The sequence below is a fragment of the Bacillus sp. L381 genome (assembly GCF_030284525.1).
GTDB lineage: Bacteria > Bacillota > Bacilli > Bacillales > Bacillaceae > Bacillus > Bacillus amyloliquefaciens.
Map to the genome: position 1 here is coordinate 2494706 of NZ_CP127224.1, position 23225 is coordinate 2517930.

At 48.0% G+C, this 23225-nt stretch carries 23 protein-coding genes, 1 other RNA gene and 1 other annotated feature; of the genes, 6 read left to right on the forward strand and 18 right to left on the reverse strand.

Annotated features, from left to right (window positions below):
• Positions 1-11: 11 nt before the first annotated feature.
• From ruvX to QRX25_RS12745, 4 genes are all read right to left on the reverse strand, one after another.
• Positions 12-428, reverse strand: coding sequence for a Holliday junction resolvase RuvX (gene ruvX / locus QRX25_RS12730; RefSeq protein WP_014470759.1), 417 nt, complete (start codon positions 426-428; stop codon positions 12-14).
• An 8-nt stretch (positions 429-436) separates the two neighbouring features.
• On the reverse strand, positions 437-703 hold the full coding sequence (locus tag QRX25_RS12735) for an IreB family regulatory phosphoprotein (RefSeq protein WP_003152749.1): 267 nt from the start codon (positions 701-703) through the stop codon (positions 437-439).
• An 84-nt stretch (positions 704-787) separates the two neighbouring features.
• Positions 788-3424, reverse strand: coding sequence for an alanine--tRNA ligase (gene alaS / locus QRX25_RS12740; protein ID WP_115997688.1), 2637 nt, complete (start codon positions 3422-3424; stop codon positions 788-790).
• Positions 3425-3755: 331 nt separating this feature from the next.
• Positions 3756-4817, reverse strand: coding sequence for an AI-2E family transporter (locus tag QRX25_RS12745; protein WP_014472136.1), 1062 nt, complete (start codon positions 4815-4817; stop codon positions 3756-3758).
• Between the two features lie 215 nt (positions 4818-5032).
• Between QRX25_RS12745 and QRX25_RS12750 the strand changes: the two genes are divergently transcribed.
• The 4 genes from QRX25_RS12750 to QRX25_RS12765 are packed head-to-tail and all read left to right on the forward strand — an operon-like array spanning position 5033 to position 7995.
• Positions 5033-5761, forward strand: coding sequence for an amino acid ABC transporter ATP-binding protein (locus QRX25_RS12750; RefSeq protein ID WP_115997689.1), 729 nt, complete (start codon positions 5033-5035; stop codon positions 5759-5761).
• A 23-nt stretch (positions 5762-5784) separates the two neighbouring features.
• A complete protein-coding gene (locus QRX25_RS12755) occupies positions 5785-6612 on the forward strand; it encodes a transporter substrate-binding domain-containing protein (protein WP_013353014.1) in 828 nt (275 codons plus the stop codon).
• A gap of 57 nt (positions 6613-6669) precedes the next feature.
• Positions 6670-7320, forward strand: coding sequence for an amino acid ABC transporter permease (locus QRX25_RS12760; protein ID WP_065981957.1), 651 nt, complete (start codon positions 6670-6672; stop codon positions 7318-7320).
• Positions 7321-7338: 18 nt separating this feature from the next.
• Positions 7339-7995, forward strand: coding sequence for an amino acid ABC transporter permease (locus tag QRX25_RS12765; protein ID WP_065522692.1), 657 nt, complete (start codon positions 7339-7341; stop codon positions 7993-7995).
• A 33-nt stretch (positions 7996-8028) separates the two neighbouring features.
• On the opposite strand, the gene QRX25_RS12770 is transcribed toward QRX25_RS12765, so the two are convergent.
• The 8 genes from QRX25_RS12770 to cymR form a co-directional block, all read right to left on the reverse strand.
• The gene (locus QRX25_RS12770; protein WP_003152741.1) at positions 8029-8160 is read right to left on the reverse strand and encodes a YrzQ family protein; all 132 of its coding nucleotides are present in this window, start codon (positions 8158-8160) and stop codon (positions 8029-8031) included.
• A 21-nt stretch (positions 8161-8181) separates the two neighbouring features.
• Positions 8182-8373, reverse strand: a complete 192-nt coding sequence (locus QRX25_RS12775) for a YrzR-like zinc ribbon domain (RefSeq protein WP_003152738.1) — start codon at positions 8371-8373, stop codon at positions 8182-8184.
• Positions 8374-8385: 12 nt separating this feature from the next.
• A complete protein-coding gene (locus tag QRX25_RS12780) occupies positions 8386-8844 on the reverse strand; it encodes a PRC-barrel domain-containing protein (RefSeq protein ID WP_065981959.1) in 459 nt (152 codons plus the stop codon).
• 110 nt (positions 8845-8954) lie between these two features.
• Positions 8955-11333 carry an SF1B family DNA helicase RecD2 gene (gene recD2 / locus QRX25_RS12785; protein ID WP_115997690.1) on the reverse strand — a complete coding sequence of 793 codons (2379 nt, stop codon included), beginning with the start codon at positions 11331-11333 and terminating at the stop codon, positions 8955-8957.
• Positions 11334-11351: 18 nt separating this feature from the next.
• On the reverse strand, positions 11352-11972 hold the full coding sequence (locus QRX25_RS12790) for a tetratricopeptide repeat protein (protein ID WP_088030693.1): 621 nt from the start codon (positions 11970-11972) through the stop codon (positions 11352-11354).
• 87 nt (positions 11973-12059) lie between these two features.
• Positions 12060-13175, reverse strand: a complete 1116-nt coding sequence (mnmA, locus tag QRX25_RS12795; protein WP_065981961.1) for a tRNA 2-thiouridine(34) synthase MnmA — start codon at positions 13173-13175, stop codon at positions 12060-12062.
• 36 nt (positions 13176-13211) lie between these two features.
• Positions 13212-14351 (reverse strand): cysteine desulfurase family protein, encoded by a 1140-nt coding sequence (locus QRX25_RS12800; RefSeq protein ID WP_065981962.1) that lies wholly within the window; start codon positions 14349-14351, stop codon positions 13212-13214.
• Between the two features lie 18 nt (positions 14352-14369).
• Entirely contained in the window at positions 14370-14786 is a 417-nt protein-coding gene (gene cymR / locus QRX25_RS12805; protein ID WP_013353022.1) for a cysteine metabolism transcriptional regulator CymR, read from the reverse strand.
• A 194-nt stretch (positions 14787-14980) separates the two neighbouring features.
• On the opposite strand from cymR, the gene QRX25_RS12810 reads away from it, so the two are divergent.
• Positions 14981-16249, forward strand: coding sequence for a replication-associated recombination protein A (locus QRX25_RS12810; RefSeq protein ID WP_065981963.1), 1269 nt, complete (start codon positions 14981-14983; stop codon positions 16247-16249).
• Between the two features lie 115 nt (positions 16250-16364).
• On the opposite strand, the gene QRX25_RS12815 is transcribed toward QRX25_RS12810, so the two are convergent.
• From QRX25_RS12815 to QRX25_RS12835, 5 genes are all read right to left on the reverse strand, one after another.
• Positions 16365-17129 (reverse strand): tRNA threonylcarbamoyladenosine dehydratase, encoded by a 765-nt coding sequence (locus QRX25_RS12815; RefSeq protein ID WP_115997691.1) that lies wholly within the window; start codon positions 17127-17129, stop codon positions 16365-16367.
• A 69-nt stretch (positions 17130-17198) separates the two neighbouring features.
• Positions 17199-17391, reverse strand: a non-coding RNA gene (gene ssrS / locus QRX25_RS12820) — 6S RNA.
• A gap of 62 nt (positions 17392-17453) precedes the next feature.
• Positions 17454-19232 carry an aspartate--tRNA ligase gene (gene aspS / locus QRX25_RS12825; RefSeq protein ID WP_065981964.1) on the reverse strand — a complete coding sequence of 593 codons (1779 nt, stop codon included), beginning with the start codon at positions 19230-19232 and terminating at the stop codon, positions 17454-17456.
• Between the two features lie 14 nt (positions 19233-19246).
• Positions 19247-20521: a histidine--tRNA ligase gene (hisS, locus tag QRX25_RS12830; RefSeq protein ID WP_065981965.1), complete on the reverse strand. Its 1275-nt coding sequence runs from the start codon at positions 20519-20521 to the stop codon at positions 19247-19249.
• A 74-nt stretch (positions 20522-20595) separates the two neighbouring features.
• Positions 20596-20840: a binding site (T-box leader), on the reverse strand.
• Positions 20841-20900: 60 nt separating this feature from the next.
• On the reverse strand, positions 20901-21071 hold the full coding sequence (locus QRX25_RS12835) for a YrzK family protein (RefSeq protein WP_161957662.1): 171 nt from the start codon (positions 21069-21071) through the stop codon (positions 20901-20903).
• 130 nt (positions 21072-21201) lie between these two features.
• On the opposite strand from QRX25_RS12835, the gene QRX25_RS12840 reads away from it, so the two are divergent.
• Positions 21202-22755, forward strand: a complete 1554-nt coding sequence (locus QRX25_RS12840) for an N-acetylmuramoyl-L-alanine amidase family protein (RefSeq protein WP_115997692.1) — start codon at positions 21202-21204, stop codon at positions 22753-22755.
• A 26-nt stretch (positions 22756-22781) separates the two neighbouring features.
• Here QRX25_RS12840 and dtd read toward each other — a convergent pair whose 3' ends face one another.
• Positions 22782-23225 carry a D-aminoacyl-tRNA deacylase gene (dtd, locus tag QRX25_RS12845; protein WP_013353029.1) on the reverse strand — a complete coding sequence of 148 codons (444 nt, stop codon included), beginning with the start codon at positions 23223-23225 and terminating at the stop codon, positions 22782-22784.

The window sequence follows — 23225 nt, forward strand, 5'->3', positions numbered from 1 at the left end:
TCTTTCACCTCTTAGTTTAGACTGTCCAGAAACCCTTGAAGTATCATGACAGCCGCCATTTTATCAATGACTTTTTTTCGTTTTTGCCTGCTGACGTCAGCCGCGATCAGCATTTTTTCAGCCGCCATCGTCGTCAGACGCTCGTCCCACAGCACAACAGGGACATTGTACGCTGTTTCAAGCAGTTTCGCAAATGTTTGGCTGGCTTCGCCTCTCGGACCGATCGTCCCGTTCATGTTTTTCGGAAAACCGAGTACGATCTTCTCTACATTATAGTCTTTCATCAGCTCGGATAAACGGTCCAGACCGTAATCTCCTTCAGCCTCGTTTATTTTTATCGTCTCAATGCCCTGAGCGGTCCAGCCCATTTCATCGCTTAAAGCTACGCCGAGTGTTTTCGTTCCCAGATCAAGTCCCAATATTCTCATGAATGTATTTACGCCTCTTTATGCTGTTCTAGATAGGATTTTACCAATTCCTCAATTAATTCGTCACGTTCCAGTTTGCGAATTAAGTTTCGGGCGTCGCGATGCCTAGGAATGTATGCAGGATCTCCTGACAGCAAGTATCCGACAATCTGGTTGATAGGATTGTATCCTTTTTCCTGAAGCGCATCATACACCGTAATCAGCACTTCTTCGACGTTTGTTTCAGCAGAATCATCGGAGAAATTAAATTTCATCGTTTTATCAAACGAGCTCACCGTTTTGCACCTCTTTCCCAAATTCGCAGGCAAAGTTCAGCCTGAGGTCCTCATCTTATCATCATTCTACACTAGTTGAAAGGATTATAAAACGGATTTTATCCAATCTTCCGCAGAAGTGAGCGCCTCTTCCAATTTCTCAGGCTGCTTTCCGCCGGCCTGCGCCATGTCCGGACGGCCTCCGCCTCCGCCTCCGCAGACTTCAGCCGCTTGTTTGACCATTTTTCCGGCGTGAAGGCCTTTTTCGATCAGGTCTTTTGTTACGCCTGCTGACAGGTTGACTTTATCATTTTGCACGGCGCCGAGAATGATAACCGCAGAACCGAGCTTCGCCTTCAGGTCATCCACCATTGTGCGAAGGTGGTTCATGTCTTTCGCATTCACTTTTTCAGCCAGCACTTTTACTCCGCCGATGTCTTTTACTTTAGACAGAATGGCTCCGGCTTCCACATTGCCGAGTTTGCTTAGTAATGATTCATTTTCTCTTTGCGCTTCTTTCAGCTCCGCTTGAAGAGACTGGATCCGCTTCGGCACGTCTTTTACGTTTGATTTCAGCTCATCCGCAGCGTACTGCAAAAGGCTCAGCTGGCTGTTCATTTCCTGATATGCGCCTTTTCCTGTTACGGCTTCGATTCTTCGCGTACCTGCGCCGATCCCTGATTCGGATACGATTTTAAACAGGCCGATTTCAGCCGTATTCGTGACATGGCATCCGCCGCAAAGCTCAAGGCTGTAATCGCCGACTTGTACGACACGGACGATATCGCCGTATTTCTCGCCGAACAGAGCCATTGCGCCCATTTCTTTTGCTTCATTGATCGGTTTTAAGTCAATCGCCACCGGAATGCTCGCCCAGATCTTTTCGTTGACGATTCCTTCAATGCGCTCAAGTTCCTCTTTAGTCACTTGACCGAAGTGAGAGAAGTCAAAACGAAGACGATTTTCGGTAACAAGTGAACCGGCTTGGTTGACATGGGTGCCGAGAACGTCTTTCAGCGCCTGGTGCAAAAGGTGGGTTGCCGTGTGGTTTTTCACCACGCCGCTTCTCATTTGATCTTCCACTTCAGCCGTCACGCTTGCGCCTTTTTGAATCGTGCCGCTATCCACTGTGCCTTCGTGTACATGCTGGCCGTTCGGAGCTTTTTTCACATCTTTAATGGTTACGACAGCCTGCGCGCTTCTCAGCACACCTCTGTCACCGATCTGTCCGCCGCTTTCAGCATAGAAAGGCGTCTCATCAAGAAGAATCTGAACGGTATCCCCTTCATGCGCCTCGCTGATTAATTGTCCGTCATGAAGAAGCTCGATCACCTTGGCTTCAGCTTTTGTGGCACTGTAGCCGACAAACGTGCTTTCTGCGGTAATGTCGCGTAATGCGCCGCCCTGCACCTGCATGCTTCCTACATCTTGGCGCGCATTTCTCGCCCGTTCACGCTGTTTTTCCATTTCGGCTTCAAAGCCTTTATGGTCAACCTTCATTTGTTCATCTTCCGCGTATTCCTCCGTCAATTCAACCGGGAATCCGTACGTATCGTACAGTTTGAATACGTCTTTTCCTGAGATGATGCCGCTTCCGTTTTCTTTCTCTTTCTTTATCACGTCAGATAAAATGGCCAGGCCTTCGTTCAATGTTTCATGGAAGCGCTCTTCCTCTGTTTTGATGACTTTGGCGATAAACTCTTGCTTTTCTTTTACCTCCGGATAGAAAGCGTCCATAATTCCTGCAACGGTCGGTACTAACTCGTACATAAACGGACGGCTGATACCGATTGTTTTCGCGTATCGCACAGCCCGGCGCAAGAGGCGTCTCAGTACATACCCGCGCCCTTCGTTTGACGGAAGCGCTCCGTCGCTTACCGCAAATGCGACCGTTCTGATATGATCGGCAATCACTTTAAAGGCCGTATCCTTCAACGCATCCTTTCCGTAAGCATCTCCGGAAATGCGCTCTGCCGCTTCAATAATCGGCATAAACAAATCAGTGTCAAAGTTTGTCCGAACATTCTGGATAACGGAGACCATCCGTTCAAGCCCCATGCCCGTATCAATGTTTTTCTTCGGAAGCGGTGTGTACGTGCCGTCCGGATTGTGGTTAAACTCTGAGAATACCAGGTTCCACACTTCAAGATAACGGTCATTTTCGCCCCCCGGATACAATTCAGAATCTGACGGGTCATTACCGTATTTCTCGCCGCGGTCATAGAAAATTTCCGTATTCGGTCCGCTCGGGCCTTCGCCGATATCCCAGAAGTTCCCTTCCAGACGGATGATTCTTTCTTCCGGAACGCCGATTTTTTCCGCCCATAACGTATAGGCTTCTTCATCCTCCGGGTGAACCGTTACGGACAGCAGCTCCGGATCAAAGCCGATCCACTTTTCGCTCGTTAAAAACTCCCATGCCCACGTGATCGCTTCTTCTTTAAAATAATCACCGATGGAAAAGTTTCCGAGCATCTCAAAGAATGTATGGTGGCGCGCCGTTTTCCCCACATTTTCAATGTCATTTGTGCGGATTGATTTTTGCGCGTTTACAATTCTCGGATTCTCCGGCACAACGCGGCCGTCAAAGTATTTTTTCAGCGTCGCAACGCCGCTGTTGATCCACAATAAAGACGGATCTTCATGCGGAACCAATGAAGCGCTCGGTTCAACAGCATGGCCTTTTTCTTTAAAGAAATCTAAAAACATTTGACGCACTTCAGCAGATGTTAAGTGTTTCATCTATATTCCTCCTTATCACTACCCGAAATTCTCTTTTGCGACAGCAAAAAAGCTCTCTCCCTATGCAAACCATGCGTTCACACAGGGACGAGAGCTGTCTCGCGGTACCACCCTGATTACAGGCCGAAAAAGACCCGTCACCTTTCATCCCGTAACGCAGGACTGCGGCAGCCTTTAACTGCACTCAGGATTAGCTTCGGCCAATCTTCTGCTGAAGCTCCTTTCAGCGTATCGGAGCTTCTCTCTTAAACAGGGCTTCGGCGTACTCATATCCGTCACTCGAGATTCGTATGTATTCTACTCGAAATTATAGACAAGCAGAACCCGAATGTCAATGTTCCGTCCTGATCCGCAAAAAGTGAATGGCCGTCACTTTTAAAACGGCTGCTGCCGGAACGGCGAGAATCATGCCGGGAATCCCCGCAAGCTCTCCTCCGGCAAGAAGTGCAAGCATAATCACGACGGGATGCATTCTGAGGCTTCGCCCGACAATGAGCGGACTCAAAATATTCCCTTCTATAAATTGAAGAATAAAAATCGTGATAATCACGATGATCACAGCCTTTGCAGAAAGCGCCAGCGCAAGGAGCAGCGCCGGAACAGCCCCGATAAACGGGCCGAAATACGGTATGACATTCGTAATGCCGATGACAAGGCCCAAGATCAGCGGATAAGGAAGGCCGAACATCCAAAACGAACAGCCGGCTATTAACCCGAGCAAAAAACAAACGAGAAGCTGTCCGCGGATGTAATCTCCGAGGGAGTCGTCGACATCCCGCAGAAATTCGCTCCCCCTTTTCCTCCAGGACTTCGGCGTCAAATACCAGACCGTCTTTTTCATGGCGTCTATATCCTTCACCATATAGAAAACGAGAAAAGGAATCGTCGCCGCAATCAGGATATAATCAAACACGAAACGGATGCTTCTGATCGTGCTCTCAATCGTTCCGGCAAGGAACGTTTCTGTCTGCTGAATCATTTTGTCCATCCGGTGGTGCATTCCGTCAGGCCAATGATCCGTATGATTATGCAGATGCCTCAGCATGCTGTTGTAGTTTTCAGCAAGCCCGGGAATGCTCTCAGACAGATCCTGCAGCTGTTCAATTAAAACAGGAACTCCTTTATAAACCCCCCAGCCGATTCCGCCGAAAAACAGGAAATAAATCAGAAGCAGGCTTAAAGTTCTAGGCATCCCTTTCCCATGAAGCCATTCAGTAATCGGAAGTAAAAGATAAGCAATAAATACTGCGATGAATATAGGAATAAAGAGAGATTTTATAACAAGCCATATGGGTGCCCATAACATATCGAGCATACAAAAGACATACACTGTTAACAAAACGAGCAGACATACAGCCGTCCACATTAAGAGCTGCAGCGGTTTTTGAAGCATGACGTTTCACCTCTTGCTTTATCTTTTGACAGAAAGCCGGAATTATTCCCGTTTCATAAAGTCCGCCTTATGACGCAGATCTCTTGACGGAAATAATTATCAGAAATTACGAAAAAGTTTGAATATAAATCATAAAAATCTGAATAATTATCATAGCATTAAGTTAATTCGAAAGCTCATTAGTCTATATGACATGTTTTTCTAGGAGGATTGCCATGATCTCATTTCAGGATGTAAATAAGCACTACGGACATTTTCACGTGCTGAAGAACATTAATCTGCACATTAAAAAAGGGGAAGTCGTCGTTATCATCGGACCTTCAGGATCGGGAAAAAGCACTCTTCTCCGCTGCATCAATCAGCTGGAAACGGTTGATGAAGGCGCCTTGACGGTAAATGGCGCCGCCATCCATGACAAGAAAACGGATATGAATAAAGTCCGCCGCAACATCGGTATGGTGTTTCAGCATTTTCATCTGTATCCGCACAAAACCGTTCTGCAAAACATCATGCTCGCACCGCTCAAAGTGCTCAAACAATCAAAAGAAGAAGCAAAAGAAACGGCCTTATATTATTTGAAAAAAGTCGGTATACCGGACAAAGCGGACGCCTATCCTTCACAGCTTTCAGGCGGCCAGCAGCAGCGTGTCGCCATTGCCAGAGGGCTTGCGATGAAGCCAGGGGTTATGCTGTTTGATGAACCGACATCCGCGCTTGATCCGGAAATGATCGGGGAAGTGCTGGATGTCATGAAAACACTCGCAAAAGAAGGCATGACCATGGTAGTCGTCACCCATGAAATGGGATTCGCCAAAGAAGTGGCGGACCGCATCGTGTTTATCGACGGGGGGGCCATCTTGGAAGAAGCTGCACCGGCTGAGTTTTACGAAAGCCCTCGTGAAGAGAGGGCGCGTTTATTCTTAAGCCGTATTTTAAATCACTGAAAAGAAAACGGGGGGGAACGATTATGTCACGCGTAACAAAATGGTTATCTGTCGGTTTGATATCTCTGCTGGCCGTCTTTATGCTGGCCGCCTGCGGAGGGAAAGAAACGTCCGGCGATTCAAAGGGTACGGGAAAAGACACGTTAGCCTCAATTAAAGACAGAGACAAGATCATCTTCGGCGTCAAAACTGATACAAGATTATTCGGACTGAAAAACCCGAGCTCCGGCGATATTGAAGGCTTTGATATTGATATTGCCAAACAGATCGCAAAAGATATTCTGGGGGATGAGAAAAAAGCGGAGTTTAAGGAAGTGACGTCGAAAACGAGAATTCCGATGCTGCAAAACGGCGATATCGATGCCATTACGGCCACGATGACGATAACGGATGAGCGGAAAAAAGAAGTTGATTTCTCAGACGTTTATTTTGAAGCCGGGCAATCCCTGCTCGTCAAAAAAGGAAGCAGCATCAAAAGCACCGAAGACCTCAAAAAAGGTTCAAAAGTGTTGGCGGTAAAAGGCTCCACTTCCTCACAAAACATCAGAGAAAAAGCGCCTGACGCCTCAGTTCTGGAATTTGAAAATTACGCCGAAGCGTTTACTGCGCTTAAAGCAGGACAGGGAGATGCGCTCACAACTGATAATGCGATTTTATACGGCATGGCGGATGAAAATAAACAATATCAGCTGACAGGCGGCACATTCACCGATGAGCCTTACGGAATCGCCGTCAAAAAAGGCCAATCCGGACTCGTCAAGGAAATCAACGCTTCTTTGAAAAAAATGAAAGCCGACGGCAGGTACGGCAAAATCTATAAAAAATGGATCAAAGAAGAACCGGCAAAATAGAACGGACCGCGGGGTGAGCAGGCATGCTCATCCCCGTTTTATAAGGAGTGACATGGCATGAACTTTTCAATTTTAACGGAAAACTTCGATATGTACATGGACGGTTTCCTGCACACATTGCTTGCGAGCTTCATCGCGCTGGCAGGCAGCTTCGCGCTGGGCGTTCTGATCGCAGTCATGAGAATCACGGCTTTCAAACCCATCCAATGGATCGGGACTGCGTATGTGGAATTTATCCGGAACATTCCGCTTCTCCTCATCACCTTCGTATTTTATTTCGGACTTCCGAACGCCGGATTGAGACTGGACGGCTTTCAGGCGGGGACGATTGCGCTGACGATATATACGTCCGCTTTTATCGCAGAAGCCATCAGAGCCGGAATTCAGACTGTCTCCAAGGGCCAAATGGAAGCGGCCAGATCGTCAGGCTTCACCTACAGTCAGGCGATGAGATACGTGATTCTCCCTCAGGCCGTTAAAATCGTGATTCCCCCGCTCGGAAACCAATTTCTCAATCTTGTCAAAAACTCATCAATACTCGGAGTGGTGGCGGGACTGGATTTGATGTATCAGGCGGATCTCGTTTCCTCAAGCACTCTTGTCGTGTTTGATGTCTATATCTTTGTCGCGCTTTTTTATTTGTTGTTAACAATACCGCTCAGCATCGGAGTTCACTATTTGGAAAGACGCCTCGGGAAAAGTTATTAAAAAAGGAGAGTGAAAAACATGGATTTTAGCGGCGCCTATACACCGGATCATCTGCTGTTTTTATGGAACGGCTTTTTGATCACACTTTATGTTGCGCTGATTTCCATTATTCTCAGTTTTATTTTCGGGCTTGCCGCAGGCACTTTGCGCTATGCGAAAATCCCCGCCGTCTCAGGCGTGATAGCCGCCATTGTCGAAACCATCCGTAATCTGCCGCTGTTATTAATCATTTTCTTTACGTTTTTTGCCCTCCCGGAAATCGGCATCAAACTGGAAATTACCGCGGCCGCCATCACGGCGCTTACAATTTTCGAATCGGCCATGCTGTCAGAAATCATCAGAAGCGGTTTGCAATCCGTTGAAAAAGGACAGATTGAAGCGGCGCGGTCTTCAGGGCTGACATATACGCAGACTCTTTTTCTCGTCGTGATGCCGCAGGCGCTCAGGCGTATGGTCCCTCCGATTGTGAGCCAGTTTATTTCTTTATTAAAGGATACGTCACTTGCGGTCGTAATCGCTCTGCCCGAACTGATTCATAACGCGCAGATTTTAAACGGACAAAGCGCTGACGGAGGGTATTTTTTTCCGATCTTTCTGCTGGCGGCCCTGATGTATTTTGCGGTCAATTACAGCCTGTCTCTTGCAGCCAGACGGCTGGAAGCGAGACAAACGTAAAAAGGATACTTCCGAAGAAGTATCCTTTTTTACTTAAAACATTTTCATGACTCGTCTTCTCATCCGTTTCATACCTTTTTTATTCAGCATATCGGACTGAGAAGCCATACGATACATAACGGCTCCTGCTCCTAAAGCCAATAGAGAGGTCATTGTTCTGCCCATCGCGCGTATCTCCTTTCAAAATTAAAAATTGATACTGCGTTCGTCTTCAGAAAACAAATCATCAAGACTGCTTAACGTGCCGTCTTCCTCTACTTGATGTGTCGCAATTTTGCCTTTGGCCACCGTCAGCTCAATGAAGCAGCCCCAGCAATAGTATTGGTTTACGCCGATTTTGCCGATATCTTTACTTTTGCAGTTCGGACATACAAGCACAGACTACACCTCTTATCCGTTCAGGACGATGCCGTCTTTCCCCGCTTCAATAAGCGTATCGGCGGCCCGGCGCACTTGGCGTCTGCCTGCCAGATCTGAAAAGAAACCGTCCGTGAGTTCATATGCTACGATTATGCCCCTGTCCAAACAAAAGTATACATCTTCCAGCAAACCGAACATTTCACCATCAGGCGATTTCACCGGCTGCATCTTAATCTGTTCAAAGGTGAAACAGCTCTTCGGCAAAGGCTGCAAATGAGCTTCGGCGGCAGCTACGGCTTCTTGATCCATCTCTTTTATATCACTGGCTGCTAAAAAAAGATGGCGGTTGTGAAACAGGCGTTTCTGCTCCAGCACAAAACCGAGAAACCGGCCGTCAAGAGAGAAACACACATCCGAAATCATCCCGAGGCTGCGCCGGTTGTGTTCGTCATAAACTGTTCGTCCTTCAGCTGCATGGCATGTTCTCAAAGTGTGATCAACCACCTTTTGTTGAACACGTATAGGTTTTGCCGAGAAGCCGGGCGCCATACTTTGAAATGACTTCCACAATAAAACCCGGCGTATGTGCCGGGTTTTATTTACGCTTTTTCTTCCATAAAGTCAAACGGCGTAATGCCTTCCATTCCGATGTTCGCATCATATACACTGAACGGCAGTTCTTTTTGCAGAGCGGCCAGTTCTGCATCCATCTCTTCAGTCTGCTCTGTGAGCCTGTTTTTAAGCGACGTCTGTCTGACGGTGGCATCATTGTTTTTGACACCCCATTCAAGCGCTTCTTCTTCTCCGCAAAGAATCAGAAATTTCTTGGCCCTTGTAATGGCGGTATAAAGGAGATTTCTCCTAAGCATACGATAGTAGCCTTTGACGACAGGCAGGACGACAATCGGAAATTCACTTCCCTGAGACTTATGGATGGAACAGCAGTAAGCATGGGTAAACTGGCTGAAATCCTTTTTCGTAAAGGTGATTTCATTGCCGTCAAACGAGACGACTACCATGTCTTCTTTTTCCGTATTTTCTTTGGCATAAAAAATGGACACGATTTCGCCGATATCACCGTTAAACACATTGTTTTCCGGCTGGTTGACAAGCTGCAATATTTTATCGCCCGTTCTGTAGACGACATCTCCGAATTTCAGCTCCCGCCTTTTTTCTTTCGGCGGATTCATGATGTCTTGAAGAAGCATATTCAGCTCGTTAATTCCCGCTTTTCCCCTGTACATCGGCGCAAGCACTTGAATATCTCTGGAGGTATATCCCTTCTTTAACGCGTTTGAAACGACTTGATCGACGACTTCTTTAATCTGTGCAGAATTACAGCGGATAAACGAGCGGTCCTTTGTCGGCGCGGTCAGTCCTTTTGGAAGCAGTCCTTTTTTCATATCATGGGCAAGTTCGACGATGGATGACCCTTCCGCCTGACGGTAAATATCTGTCAGGCGCACGGTCGGCAGCACCTCAGAAGCCAAAAGGTCTCTCAGCACCTGCCCCGGCCCCACGGAAGGAAGCTGGTCTTCATCACCGACGACGATGAGCTGAATGTGCTTAGGGAGCGCCTTAAACAAATGGCTGGCGAGCCAAATATCGAGCATACTCGCTTCGTCTATAATGATCAGTTTCCCTTCAATCGGCTGATCCTCATTATAGGTAAAGCCTTCAGCGCCATTCCAGCCGAGCAGCCTGTGAATCGTAACAGCCGGCAGACCCGTAGATTCACTCATCCGTTTTGCGGCTCTTCCGGTCGGCGCGGCAAGCAGCACCGGAAACGCCTCGTCTTTTTTATAATCACCGGGATCAAGCGATACGCCGTGGAGTTCACTGTATAATTCCACGATTCCTTTGATAACGGTCGTTTTTCCCGTACCCGGTCCCCCGGTCAGTAAAAGCATCGGCGACGACAGCGCTTTTTGAATAGCATCCTTTTGGCTCGGAGCGTATTGAACTTTCATCCGTTCTTCCAGTTCGCCGAGCGCAAGCAGAAATTCCGATTCAGGAAATTGATCGGCATACTCCGTCTGAGCCGCAATATCGAGCACGCGTTTTGCGACATTTTGTTCCGCGTAAAACAAAGACGGAAAATAGCAGCGTTCTCCTTCTATGACGATATCCTTACTCTCTCCGAGGGCGATGATGCCTTCAGCCGCATCCATTTCCGTGACGCGGCCTCCGCCAGCTGACTGATTCAGAAGCGTTTGCGTATTGATAATCAGCTGCTTTGTGTCTATGTACGTATGACCTTCTGAAAGGCAGGTCGATTCAATCGTATATAAGATAGCCGCTTTGATCCGCTCGGGATGGTTTCCTGACAGACCCATTTTTCCGCCCAGCTCGTCGGCCTTTACAAAGCCGATGCCTTCCACGTCCTTTACAAGCTGATAAGGATTCTCCTGAATTTTCTCAAGGGTTTCCGTTTCGTAAGCCTGATAAATTTTCATGGAAAGCTGAGGTCCGAAACCGTATTGGTTAAGAGAAATCATAATCTGCTCCAGCCCCTGATGCCGCTGCAGCTCTCCGGCAAGCTTATCCGCTTTCTTTTTGGACATTTTCGGCACATCGTAAAGCACCGACGCATCAGCCAGAATTTTATTCAGCGCGCCGTCTCCGAGCTTTTTGACGATTTCTTCCGCCGTTTTTTTTCCGATTCCTTCAAACAGATCGCTTGATAAATAGTGAATGATCCCTTCTTTTGTGGTCGGAATTTCTTTCTTAAAGTGTTCAGCCTGGAATTGCAGGCCGAACTTGGGATGTGTGGCGGTTTTTCCGTAAAATGTGTAAGTCTCATCTTCTTGCAGCAGAGGGAAGTAGCCCGTTACGGATACGACCTTGTCTTCGATCGCCTCAGACGTTTCTGCAACCTTGACTTTCAGCACTGTATACAGGTTGGTGTCATTGTGGTAAATGACCGTATGAATGACGCCTTTTACATACGGTTGTTCCTCGATTTTCAGCTGATCCACGAGCCTTCCCTCCTTTCGTTATGACTGGGTGATAAGCTGTTTCGCATGAAGCGCAAGCATATGATCAGGCTGTATGCCGATTGCGCCTTCAAGCATCTCAAGCGCCTTTTCACGATTTTCTTTGTAGGCGTAAGCGACTCCGGCATTATAAAATGCGTCTGCATGGCTTGGATCCTGCTCGATCACCGTCTCAAACTGCGCCAATGCTTCATCCAGCATGTCTTCGTTTGCAAGACACATTCCGAACTGGAACCGCGCTTCCGTATCGTTTTCGTTCAATTCAACGGCCCGCTGCAAATACGGCAGCGCAAGCTTCGGCTGCTCTAATTTAACGAGAACGGTTCCCAGCATATAAAACAAGTCTCCGTTTTCCATACCGGAGCGAAGCGCTTTTTCAAACATATCCTTCGCTTCAGAAAACGATTCCTTCATCACATATACGTTTCCCGCTCCGTAATATGCGGCTGCCGCTGAATTGTCCAATTCAAGCGCTCTGTTGTAAAAAGCAAGCGCGCGTTCGAGTTCGTTCACAGAAGAAAGCAGATTCGCGAAGTTGATATACGGCACCGGATCTTGACCGTTTTCCTCAATCGCTTTCGTAAAAGCCTCTGCCGCTTTTTCAAAATCGCCCTCCTGCATGGCGTCGATTCCGATTTTATTATAATCCATTTTCAACTTCCTTTCGCTAAAAAACCCCAACATGCGAGTTGAGGTTTTTTACATGTGTTATACGTACCACAATTTTGTTCCGTCTTTATAGACGTCATCAATCGTTCCGCCGCCGAGGCACTCTTCTCCGTCATAAAAAACGACGGCTTGTCCCGGCGTTACAGCGCGGACCTGCCCGTCAAAAATGATTTCCGCTTCGTCAGCACCCGTCATTTTCACCGTAACTTTGTGATCTTCCTGACGGTAGCGGAATTTCGCCGTGCATGTCATTTCGCCGCCGTCCATCATACCCGGACGTGTCCAGCTGATATTTGTCGCCGTAATTTTATCAGAATACAGAAGCGGGTTATGGAATCCCTGATCAACATACAGAATGTTTTTTTCAAGATCTTTACCGACGGCGAACCACGGCTCGCCGCTTCCGCCGATTCCAAGACCGTGGCGCTGTCCGATCGTATAATACATCAGTCCGTCATGACGCCCTTTTACTTCCCCGTCCATTGTCATCATATCGCCCGGCTGAGCAGGGAGATATTGGCTGAGAAACGTCTTGAAGTTGCGTTCGCCGATAAAGCAGATTCCCGTGCTGTCTTTTTTCGCCGCTGTCGCAAGTTCTGCTTCTTTGGCAATTTCCCGCACGCGGCTTTTTTGCAGATCACCGATCGGGAACATGACTTTACTGAGCTGTTCCTGATTGAGCTGATTCAGAAAATAAGTCTGATCCTTGTTTTCATCCAGGCCGCGAAGCATGCGCACTGTATCTCCGCTTCGGTCCACGCGGGCGTAATGGCCTGTCGCGAGGTAATCCGCGCCAAGTGATAAAGCATGATCCAAGAAAGCCTTAAACTTAATTTCTTTATTGCACATGACATCCGGATTTGGAGTTCTTCCGGCTTTATATTCATCAAGGAAATATTGAAATACCTTTTCCCAATATTGTTTTTCAAAATTGACGGCATAATACGGAATTCCGATCTGGTTGCAGACGCGGATGACGTCTTCATAATCTTCCGTCGCCGTGCAAAAACCGTTTTCGTCCGTATCATCCCAGTTTTTCATAAAGATTCCGATTACATCGTAGCCCTGCTCCTTCAGCAGAAGGGCCGCCACGGAAGAGTCCACGCCGCCGGACATGCCGACTACGACTCTTGTATCCTCCGGCCGTTTTTCCATTTGCATTCACTCCATTAAAAACGTAAGTCCGCCGTTTTAAGCAAGCCGTTTGACGACGGCGGCAAGCTTTTCGGCGGCTGTTTCGATTTGTTCCGCCGTATTGCCGAGGCCGAAGCTGAGGCGGATTGACGAGGTCAGCCTGCCGCTCTCACTTCCGAACATGGCCGTAAGTACATGAGACGGAAGAACGGACCCCGCCGTACACGCAGATCCGCTTGAGACGGCAATGCCTTCCATATCAAGATTGACCAGCAGCGCTTCCACCGGCACACCGGGAAAGTAAAGGTTTAAAATATGCGGCAGGCAGTTCTCGGCATCTCCGTTCACCTCCGCTGTGACGCCGGCTTTTTCCAGCGTTCTCATGATGATGTTTTTAAACTCCTTAAACATCGCTGTTTTCTCTTCCCGTTCACGGCTTGAAAGGACGACCGCTTCCTTTAAGCCGGCAATGCCCGGTACATTTTCCGTACCCGCGCGCCGCTTTCGTTCCTGCTCGCCCCCAAGAAGAATCGGTGACAGCTTCACCTCTTGATTTACATATAAAAAGCCTGTCCCTTTTGGCCCGTTAAGCTTGTGACCGGAAACAGACAGCATGTCAATTCTGCTTTTTTTCACGTCGATCGGTATATAACCGAATGCCTGGACGGCATCTGTGTGAAAATAGGCATGATGCCCGCTTAACAGCTCTCCGATTTCGTCAATCGGCTGAATGGTTCCGACTTCGTTATTGCCATACATGACGGTAACAAGGATTGTATCATCACGAAGCGCTTCTTTCACCTGATTTGCACTGATCCGTCCTGAAGGGCCGGGGATGAGGTATGTCACCTCAAAACCGTCTTCTTCCAGCTTTTCGCAGGCGTGTAATACGGCATGATGCTCAACAGCGGTCGTGATAATATGTTTCCCTTCATTCTTCCGGGCGGCAGCCGTTCCGAGAATCGCTAAATTATCAGCCTCCGTGCCCCCGCTTGTGAAAATGATTTCCTGTTCTTTCGCACTGATTTCACGCGCGATGTCCGCTCTCGCTTCGTCGACCCATTTCCGGGATTCTCTTCCGAACGAATGAATGCTTGACGGATTGCCGAAGCTGCCGAAGAAATGAGGCTTCATTTTTTCGAGTACACGCTCATCCATCGGGGAAGTCGCGGCGTGATCTAAATAAATCCGTTCCATTGTCTTTACACCTCTGGTTTAAATATAGAACATATAAGCTTCCTGCTCACCGTCCGTGTAGCTCGCAAGGTCTTCTAACGTCGTGCTGTCCAGCACGTCTTTTACGGCGTCCCGGATGCGGATCCATAACTCCCGCTTGGCAGGCTCTTCATCCTCAAGCACTTCTACTGGACTGATCGGGCCTTCCAGCACTCTGATAATATCTCCGGCCGTTATCTCTTCTGGCTGGCCGCCGAGCACGTAACCGCCGTAAGCGCCTCTGATGCTTTTTACGAGTCCCGCGTTTCTGAGCGGTGATACAAGCTGTTCCAAGTAATGCTCAGAAAGGCTGTTTGTTTGGGCGATGCTTTTGAGCGACGTCGGACCTTCTCCGTGCTTTTTCGCCAATTCAATCATAATGGTGAGCCCGTATCTTCCCTTTGTCGATATTTTCAATATGAACACCCCAGTCAATTCTAATTGTTAATTTATACAAGTAAATGGATATGAATAATCAGTTTAGTATCTTATAGACCAACTGTTATTATAACATAACTTATCCTAATTTTCATTGAAACACGGGGCCCGCCGCAATTCGCTTTTCTAATCGTCCGTTTTCCGTTACCCTGTATATGTAAGGAGAGATGTTCATGAAACCATTGGCGTATCGGATGCGGCCTGCCAATATCGAAGACATTATCGGCCAGGAACATTTGGTCAAAGAAGATAAAATCATCGGCAGAATGGTGCGCGCAAAGCACCTATCATCCATGATCCTGTACGGACCGCCGGGCATCGGAAAAACGTCCATCGCCACAGCGATCGCAGGATCGACAAGCATCGCATTCAGAAAATTGAATGCCGTCATTCATAATAAAAAAGACATGGAAATTGTCGTACAGGAAGCGAAAATGTCAGGCCAGGTCATCTTAATACTTGATGAAGTGCACAGGCTTGATAAGGGGAAGCAGGATTTTCTGCTGCCCTATTTAGAAAACGGCATGATTATTTTAATCGGCGCGACCACCGCCAATCCTTATCATGCCATTAACCCGGCCATCAGAAGCCGTACCCAGATATTCGAACTCGAACCGTTAACACCGGATCTGATCAAGCAGGCATTGAGAAGAGCGCTCACAGATGAACACCGGGGACTCGGTTCCTACAGTGTTTCGGTGGACGACGACGCGATGGATCATTTCGCGCAAGGGTGCGGAGGGGACGTCCGCTCCGCTTTGAATGCACTGGAGCTTGCCGTGCTTTCCACAAAGGAATCAAGTGACGGCACGATCCGCATTACGCGGGAAACAGCGGAAGAATGTCTGCAGAAAAAAAGCTATACCCATGATAAAGACGGAGATGCGCATTATGACGTCTTATCGGCATTCCAAAAATCAATCCGCGGCTCAGACGCAAACGCCGCACTGCATTATTTGGCCCGACTGATCGAAGCCGGCGATCTTGAAAGCATTTCCAGAAGGCTTCTCGTGATCGCCTATGAAGATATCGGCCTTGCAAGCCCGCAGGCAGGCCCCCGGGTGCTGGGCGCGATTCAGACCGCAGAGCGGATCGGCTTTCCCGAGGCGAGAATTCCGCTGGCGAATGCGGTAATCGAATTATGCCTCTCGCCAAAATCAAACTCCGCCATCTCAGCCGTTGATGAAGCGCTCAAAGATATCAGATCGGGTAAAATCGGCGATGTGCCGAAACATTTAAAAGACGCTCACTATAAAGGAGCCCAAGAGCTCGGTCGCGGAATCGGCTATCAATATCCTCACGATTTCGAGAACGGATGGGTCGAACAGCAATATTTGCCTGATCCGTTAAAAAACAAACAATACTATAAACCGAAACAAACGGGGAAATTTGAAGCCGCCATAAAACAAGTGTATGAAAAACTGATGAAACAGAAGAAATAATCGGCAAGGACACCCAATGTGTTCTTGTCTTTTTTTATACCGGCCGGCCATTCGTGTGAACGGCGGCTTTATTCAAATAAAAAACAGCCTTTCCTGAAGAAGGCTGTTTTTCTTTTTATTTATCTTTAACCCGTTTAATGTCAATATCCTTTAAGAGCTCCATAATGACATGTCCGCCCATGATCAGACCGGCCACTGACGGAACCCAGGCGTTGGAAGACGGCGGCATTTGCGCTTTGCGGATTTTCGCTTCGTCATTCCCGACTTCTTTTCTGACATCTTCACGGATGACGATCGGGCTTTCATCAGAAAAAATGACCTGAACGCCTTTTTTAATGCCCTCTTTGCGAAGTCTAGTACGGACGACTTTGGCAATCGGATCAGTATGGGTTTTTGAAATATCAGCAATCTGAAAGCGTGTCGGGTCTGTTTTATTCGCCGCTCCCATGCTCGAAATCAGCGGAACATCCCGTTTCAGACATTCTTTCATCAGATGAATTTTATAATGAATCGTATCCGACGCGTCAATGACGTAATCGAGCGGATACTCAAAGAACTGCTCATACGTCTCTTCCGTATAAAACATTTTTAAGGCAACGACGTCACAATCCGGATTTATATCCGCGATCCGCGCTTTCATCAAGTCCGTTTTTGGCTGCCCCACCGTCGACAAGAGCGCATGCAGCTGGCGGTTTACATTTGTAATGTCAACATCATCTTTATCGACAAGCACGATCCGTCCCACTCCGGACCTCGCCAATGCTTCGGCTGCGAATGAACCGACTCCGCCGACGCCGAGAACGGCCACCGTGCTGTTTTTTAACGTGTCCAGCCCTTCTTTTCCAATCGCTAGCTCATTTCTGGAAAACTGATGTAACAAGAACCTCACTCCACATTCTGGTTTTATAAACTCGGCTTGTCAGAAGCCGCTGTTTTAGCGCACAAAAAATAAAGTCCCAATTGTGCCGTTGCAGCTTTCCTTCGTTTTGAACCCGCTCTCAGCAGGTGGGTGCCCTTTTTTAAATTTTGTAAGTCCCCTTTACCGAATGAAAAGAGGCATGTACGCCATTTAAAAATACGGGCTCCCAAATCAAAAAAATGTTCGGTCAAAACTAGGTGTACAACTAACACATCAGGACTTTATTTAACTTGTCAAAATCATATCACAGCAGATTTTGATTTTCAAGAAACAAACTGCTGATCTTTACTGTTTCACTTTTCTTTTGACAGAAAGGTGAAGTTCTTCAAGCTGGGCGTCGCTCACTTCGCCGGGCGCTTCCGTAAGAAGGCAGCTTGCGCTTGCCGTTTTCGGGAAAGCGATCGTATCTCTTAAGTTTGTGCGGCCCGCAAGAAGCATAACCAAACGGTCTAAGCCGAGCGCAATTCCGCCGTGCGGAGGGGCGCCGTATTCAAAAGCTTCGAGAAGGTATCCGAACTCCTCCTCCGCTTCTTCTTTTGTAAAGCCGAGAAGCCCGAACATTTTTTCCTGAACATCTTTCTCAAAAATACGGATTGAGCCTCCGCCGAGTTCATAGCCGTTTAAGACAAGGTCGTAAGCCTGCGCTTTCATATCCTCAGGCGCCGTTTCAATCAGGTCAAGATCTTCACGGACAGGCATTGTAAACGGATGGTGAGCCGCATAGAAACGGCCTTCTTCCTCGTCATGCTCCAGTAACGGCCAGTCCACAACCCACAGGAAGTTGAAGAGGCTTTCGTCAATCAGGCCGCGTTCTTTACCGAGCTTTAAGCGAAGCGCGCCGAGGGATTGGGCCACAACCTCAAACTTATCAGCGCCGAACAGGAGCAGGTCGCCTTCAGAAGCATCAAGCGCTTCTGCCAGTTTTGCCTGCTTCTCATCATCAAAGAATTTCGCAATCGGACCTTTTACGCCGTCAGCTTCAACTTTCACCCAAGCGAGGCCTTTCGCACCGTAATTTCCGGCAAAAACGCCGAGCGCATCAATATCTTTTCTGGAATAGTCGCCGGCAGCGCCTTTGACATTGATCGCTTTTACAACACCGCCGTTGGCAACGGCTGATGAGAACACTTTAAACTCAGTATCTTTCACAATGTCTGATACGTCCGTCAGCAGCATGCCGAAGCGGGTGTCAGGCTTGTCGGAGCCGTAGCTGTTCATCGCTTCTTCATATGTCATTCGCGCAAGCGGAAGCGATACTTCGACGCCTTTTGTTTCGAGCATGACTTTCGCCATCATCTCTTCGGCCAGAGCCATGATGTCTTCTTGACTCATAAAGGACATTTCGATATCGATCTGCGTAAATTCCGGCTGGCGGTCGGCACGCAAGTCTTCATCGCGGAAACAGCGGGCCACTTGATAATACCGTTCAAAGCCCGACACCATCAGAAGCTGTTTAAAAATCTGCGGCGATTGCGGAAGAGCGTAAAATTCCCCTTCATGCACCCGGCTCGGCACTAAGTAATCACGGGCGCCTTCTGGTGAGCTTTTTGTTAAAATCGGTGTTTCAATATCAAGAAATCCGTTTTCATCCAAGAAATGGCGGATGGATTTTGTGACTTGATGGCGCATTTGCAATGTTTGAAACATCGCCGGGCGGCGCAAATCCAAATAGCGGTGTTTTAACCGGACGTCTTCTGAAACGTCAGCCGCCTGGTCACTGATCGGAAACGGCGGTGTTTTCGCCGTGCTGAGCACCGTCACTGCTTCGGCTTTAATTTCAATTTTACCGGTTTTCAGGTTGGGATTCACCGTGCCTTCTTCACGGGCAGAAACCGTGCCTTCGATATCAAGCACATATTCGTTTCTGATTGCTTCTGCCGCGGCAAGGGCTTCTTTCGATACGTCAGGGTTGAACACGACTTGCACAATACCCGAACGGTCGCGTAAATCAATAAAAATCAAGCCGCCGAGATCACGCCGTTTCTGCACCCATCCTTTCAATTTGACGGTTTCGCCAATTGCTTTTTCAGTTATCTCGCCACAATAATAGGTTCTTCCAAACATAGCGTTCCTCTCCTTCACTGCTTTTGGTCTGCCTTTAACACTTGTATCAGCTCGTCTAACACCACTTCACGCTGCTCTCCTGTTTCCGCATCTTTTACATTGATTTTATTTTGGGCGAGTTCATCTTCCCCTAAAATCGCAATAAAGCGCGCGCCGAGACGGTCAGCCGTTTTGAATTGGCCCTTCATTTTTTTGTTTTCATAATCGATTTCACTTGAGATGCCCGCTTCTCTCAGTTTGTACACGAGAGAAACGGAATAATCCTTCGCTTTTTCTCCGAGCGTCACGATGTAGCAGTCAATCCCCTGATTGACAGGAAGCTCTGTTTTCTCAGCGTCAATGGCTGCCAGCAGACGTTCGATGCTCATCGCAAATCCGATACCCGGCGCTTCCGGTCCGCCGATCTGTTCGACAAGACCGTCATAGCGGCCGCCTCCGGCAAGGGTTGTAATCGCTCCGAAGCCTTCCGCATTGCTCATGATTTCAAAAGCGGTATGGTTGTAGTAATCAAGCCCTCTGACAAGGTTCGGATCAATTTCAAACGGAATGCCGAGCGCCGTGATGTACTGCTGCACCTTTTGGAAATAAGCGGCTGATTCTTCATTTAAGTAATCAAGAATTGACGGAGCCGTTTTCATCAGCTCATGCTCTCTGTCTTTCTTGCAATCAAGAATTCTGAGCGGGTTTGTTTGCAGCCGTGACTGGCAGTCTGAGCAAAATTCTCCGATACGCGGTTCAAAATGTTTGACGAGCGCTTCCCGGTAGGCTTTGCGGCTGTCCTGGTCGCCCAGGCTGTTCAGAACAAGCTTGACATTTTTCAAACCGGCTTTACGGTAAATACTCATTGCAAGCGCGATGACTTCTGCATCCACGGCCGGATCTTTGGAGCCGATCGCTTCAATTCCGAATTGATAGAATTGACGGAAGCGCCCCGTCTGCGGACGTTCATAACGGAACATCGGTCCGACATAATACAGCTTCGTCGGCTGCACCGGATTCGCAAATAATTTATTTTCATTGAACGCGCGTACTGCAGCGGCCGTTCCTTCCGGCCGAAGCGTCAGGCTTCTCCCTTTACGGTCTTCAAAAGTGTACATTTCTTTCTGTACGATATCTGTAGACTCACCGACGCCTCTTGCGAATAATTCCGTATGTTCGAAGATCGGCGTGCGGATTTCTTTATATTGATAAGCGCGGCACGTCTCTCTCATAATTTGTTCGACGAACTGCCATCTGTCTGATTCACCCGGCAGTATGTCCTGTGTGCCTCTTGGAATGTGATATGCCATGTTACAGGCCTCCTTAATGTCTTTCTTCATTAAAACATGAAATAAAAAAACTCCCGCCCCTACTATACATGTATAGTAGGGACGAGAGTTATACCCGTGGTGCCACCCTAGTTGGAATGCCGAAGCATCCCCGCTCTGACCGTTAACGCAGGTTCACGTCCGCTGCCTAATGACTGATGCCCTTTACCGGCAAAGCGTTCAGCAGGGAACCTCCGGAGTGTTGTTTCGAGAAAGATGCAGTGCGGATCCGCTTTCAGCCCAGGACGGTTCCTCTCTTCTCCATGCATTCTGACCTACTCTTCTCCATTATCGGTTCAAAATCGTTATCATGACTTATGTACATCAATTTCTATTATAATAATGGGATTGCACGCCCCTGTCAAGTTTTATTCCGTCTGTTTTTCCTTGCGACCGCTTCTTTCGATAAGAGACCGAACTCCGTTGCCGTCTCTTCAAGAAAACCGTCCTTCTCTCTATCGCTCTGATCACTGAACTGAAGATTTCCTTCCGCATCATGCAGCGCCCGTCCCATTTTTGGTTGAAATTTCATGATTTGCACACCTTTTCGCTGAATTTATGACTAGTATAAACAAACTAATTTATTTTTATTTAACATTCAGCAAGGAAAATACGATATTATACAAGAATGTATTTTAGTTAGTTCAGAAAGGAGGACAGCCATGAATAAGAAAACTCTTGTTCTTATTTTATGCGGCGTCATCATCACAGCGCTTCTTCCGTCATTCCACACCGCAGTCGCCGCAGAGGGAGAAGCGGTCATCGCGACAGACAAGATCAATGTCAGAGGCGGTCCCGGCCTGAGCTACGGAATTAAGGCTGAAGTAAAAAAAGGGGAAAGATACCCCGTCCTCAAGGAAGAGGGAGACTGGGTACAGCTTCAGCTGAGCCCCGGTAAAACCGGATGGGTCGTTTCCTGGCTGATATCAAAAACAGCCGGGGGAGCAGACAATGCATCCGCAAAAAGCGGAACGGTCACTTCCACCGACCCTGACCTCCGCATCAGAAAAGGCCCGGGGACATCATATGAAGTCATCGGCAAGTTTCCGCAAGGCGCACATGCATCCATGCTGGACAAGAACAGCGGATGGGTGAACATTTCTTATCAAGGCACAACCGGATGGGTTTCTTCCGAATACGTCACCGCGGACAGCGGCGGATCGGATACGAAAGCAAATTCGTCCCAAAGCGGTTCAAAGAACGGGACCGTCGGCGTTTCTTCATTGAATGTCAGAAGTGCAGCGTCACATGATTCAGCCATTATGACTAAATTATCACGCGGAACAAAGGTTTCCATCTTAAGCGAAGACCACGGCTGGCTGAAAATTGAAGCAAACGGGCAAAGAGGCTGGGCAGCAAGCCATTACATCATAAAGGATTCTGACTCATCGGACAGCGCATCCGGTTCGGGAGACGGCTCAGACACCTCGAAAAAAGCGTATATCGTTTACGGCGGCACCAACTTAAGGAGCTCAGCCTCGACTTCCGCTTCTATCGTAAAAAGAGCGGATAAAGGCTCAGCCTATCCGATTGTCGGCTCAAGCGGCAAATGGTATGAAGTCCGGCTGGAAAACGGACAAACGGCATATGTGGCAAACTGGGTCGTGCAAACGTCTAAAAGCGGTGAAGAAACAGGAGAAGCACCTTCTCCCAACACGTCAGGCGGCAGCGGCTCACTTAAAAATAAAACGATCGTCGTTGATCCCGGACACGGAGGTAAAGACAGCGGAACGATCGGCTACTCCGGAAAGTTTGAAAAAAACGTAACGATTAAAACCGCTAAGCTGCTGGCCGGAAAATTGAGAGCGGCTGGTGCAAACGTGTATATCACAAGACAGGATGATACATTTATCAGCCTGCAGGCCAGGGTTTCAACCTCTCATTACAGGAATGCGGATGCCTTTATCAGCATCCACTATGACAGCTATGCCGATACGTCAACAAGAGGAAGCACCGCTTATTATTACAGTCCGTCTAAAGACCGGCAGCTTGCCTCAGACGTCCATTCTGAAGTAGTGAAGCGTTCGCCTATCCCCGATCGCGGCGTTCTGTTTGGAGATTATTACGTCCTGAGAGAAAATAAACGGCCTGCCATGCTGTATGAGCTCGGCTATCTCAGTCAACCGCAAGAAGAAACAATCATACATAGCGGCTCTTACCAGGAAAAAGTGACAGACGGAATTGAAAGCGGATTGGAACATTATTTTCAATCATAAAAAAAGCTGCCAAACGGCAGCTTTTTTTATTGTTTAGAATCCATAATCAATGTAACGGGCCCGGAATTCGTCAGCTGAACATCCATCATGGCCCCGAATATTCCGGTTTCCACTTTGACTCCCTTTTCGCGAAGAAGTTCGTTCCACTTTTCATAAAGGAGCAGAGCCTGATCCGGTTTCGCCGCATTCATAAAATTCGGGCGCCTCCCTTTCTTCGTTTCGCCGTAAAGCGTAAACTGGGAAACTGATAAAATCTCTCCGCCTGTATCCAAAAGCGATAAATTCATCTTGCCGCTTTCGTCATCAAAAATCCGGAGATTCACGATTTTATCCGCCAAATAAGCGGCATCTTCCTCTGTATCTTCATGAGTGACGCCGACAAGCGCCATAATGCCGGGACCGATCCGGCCGGCGACAGCGCCGTCAACTGTCACACTTGCATCTGTTACACGCTGAACAACTAATTTCAT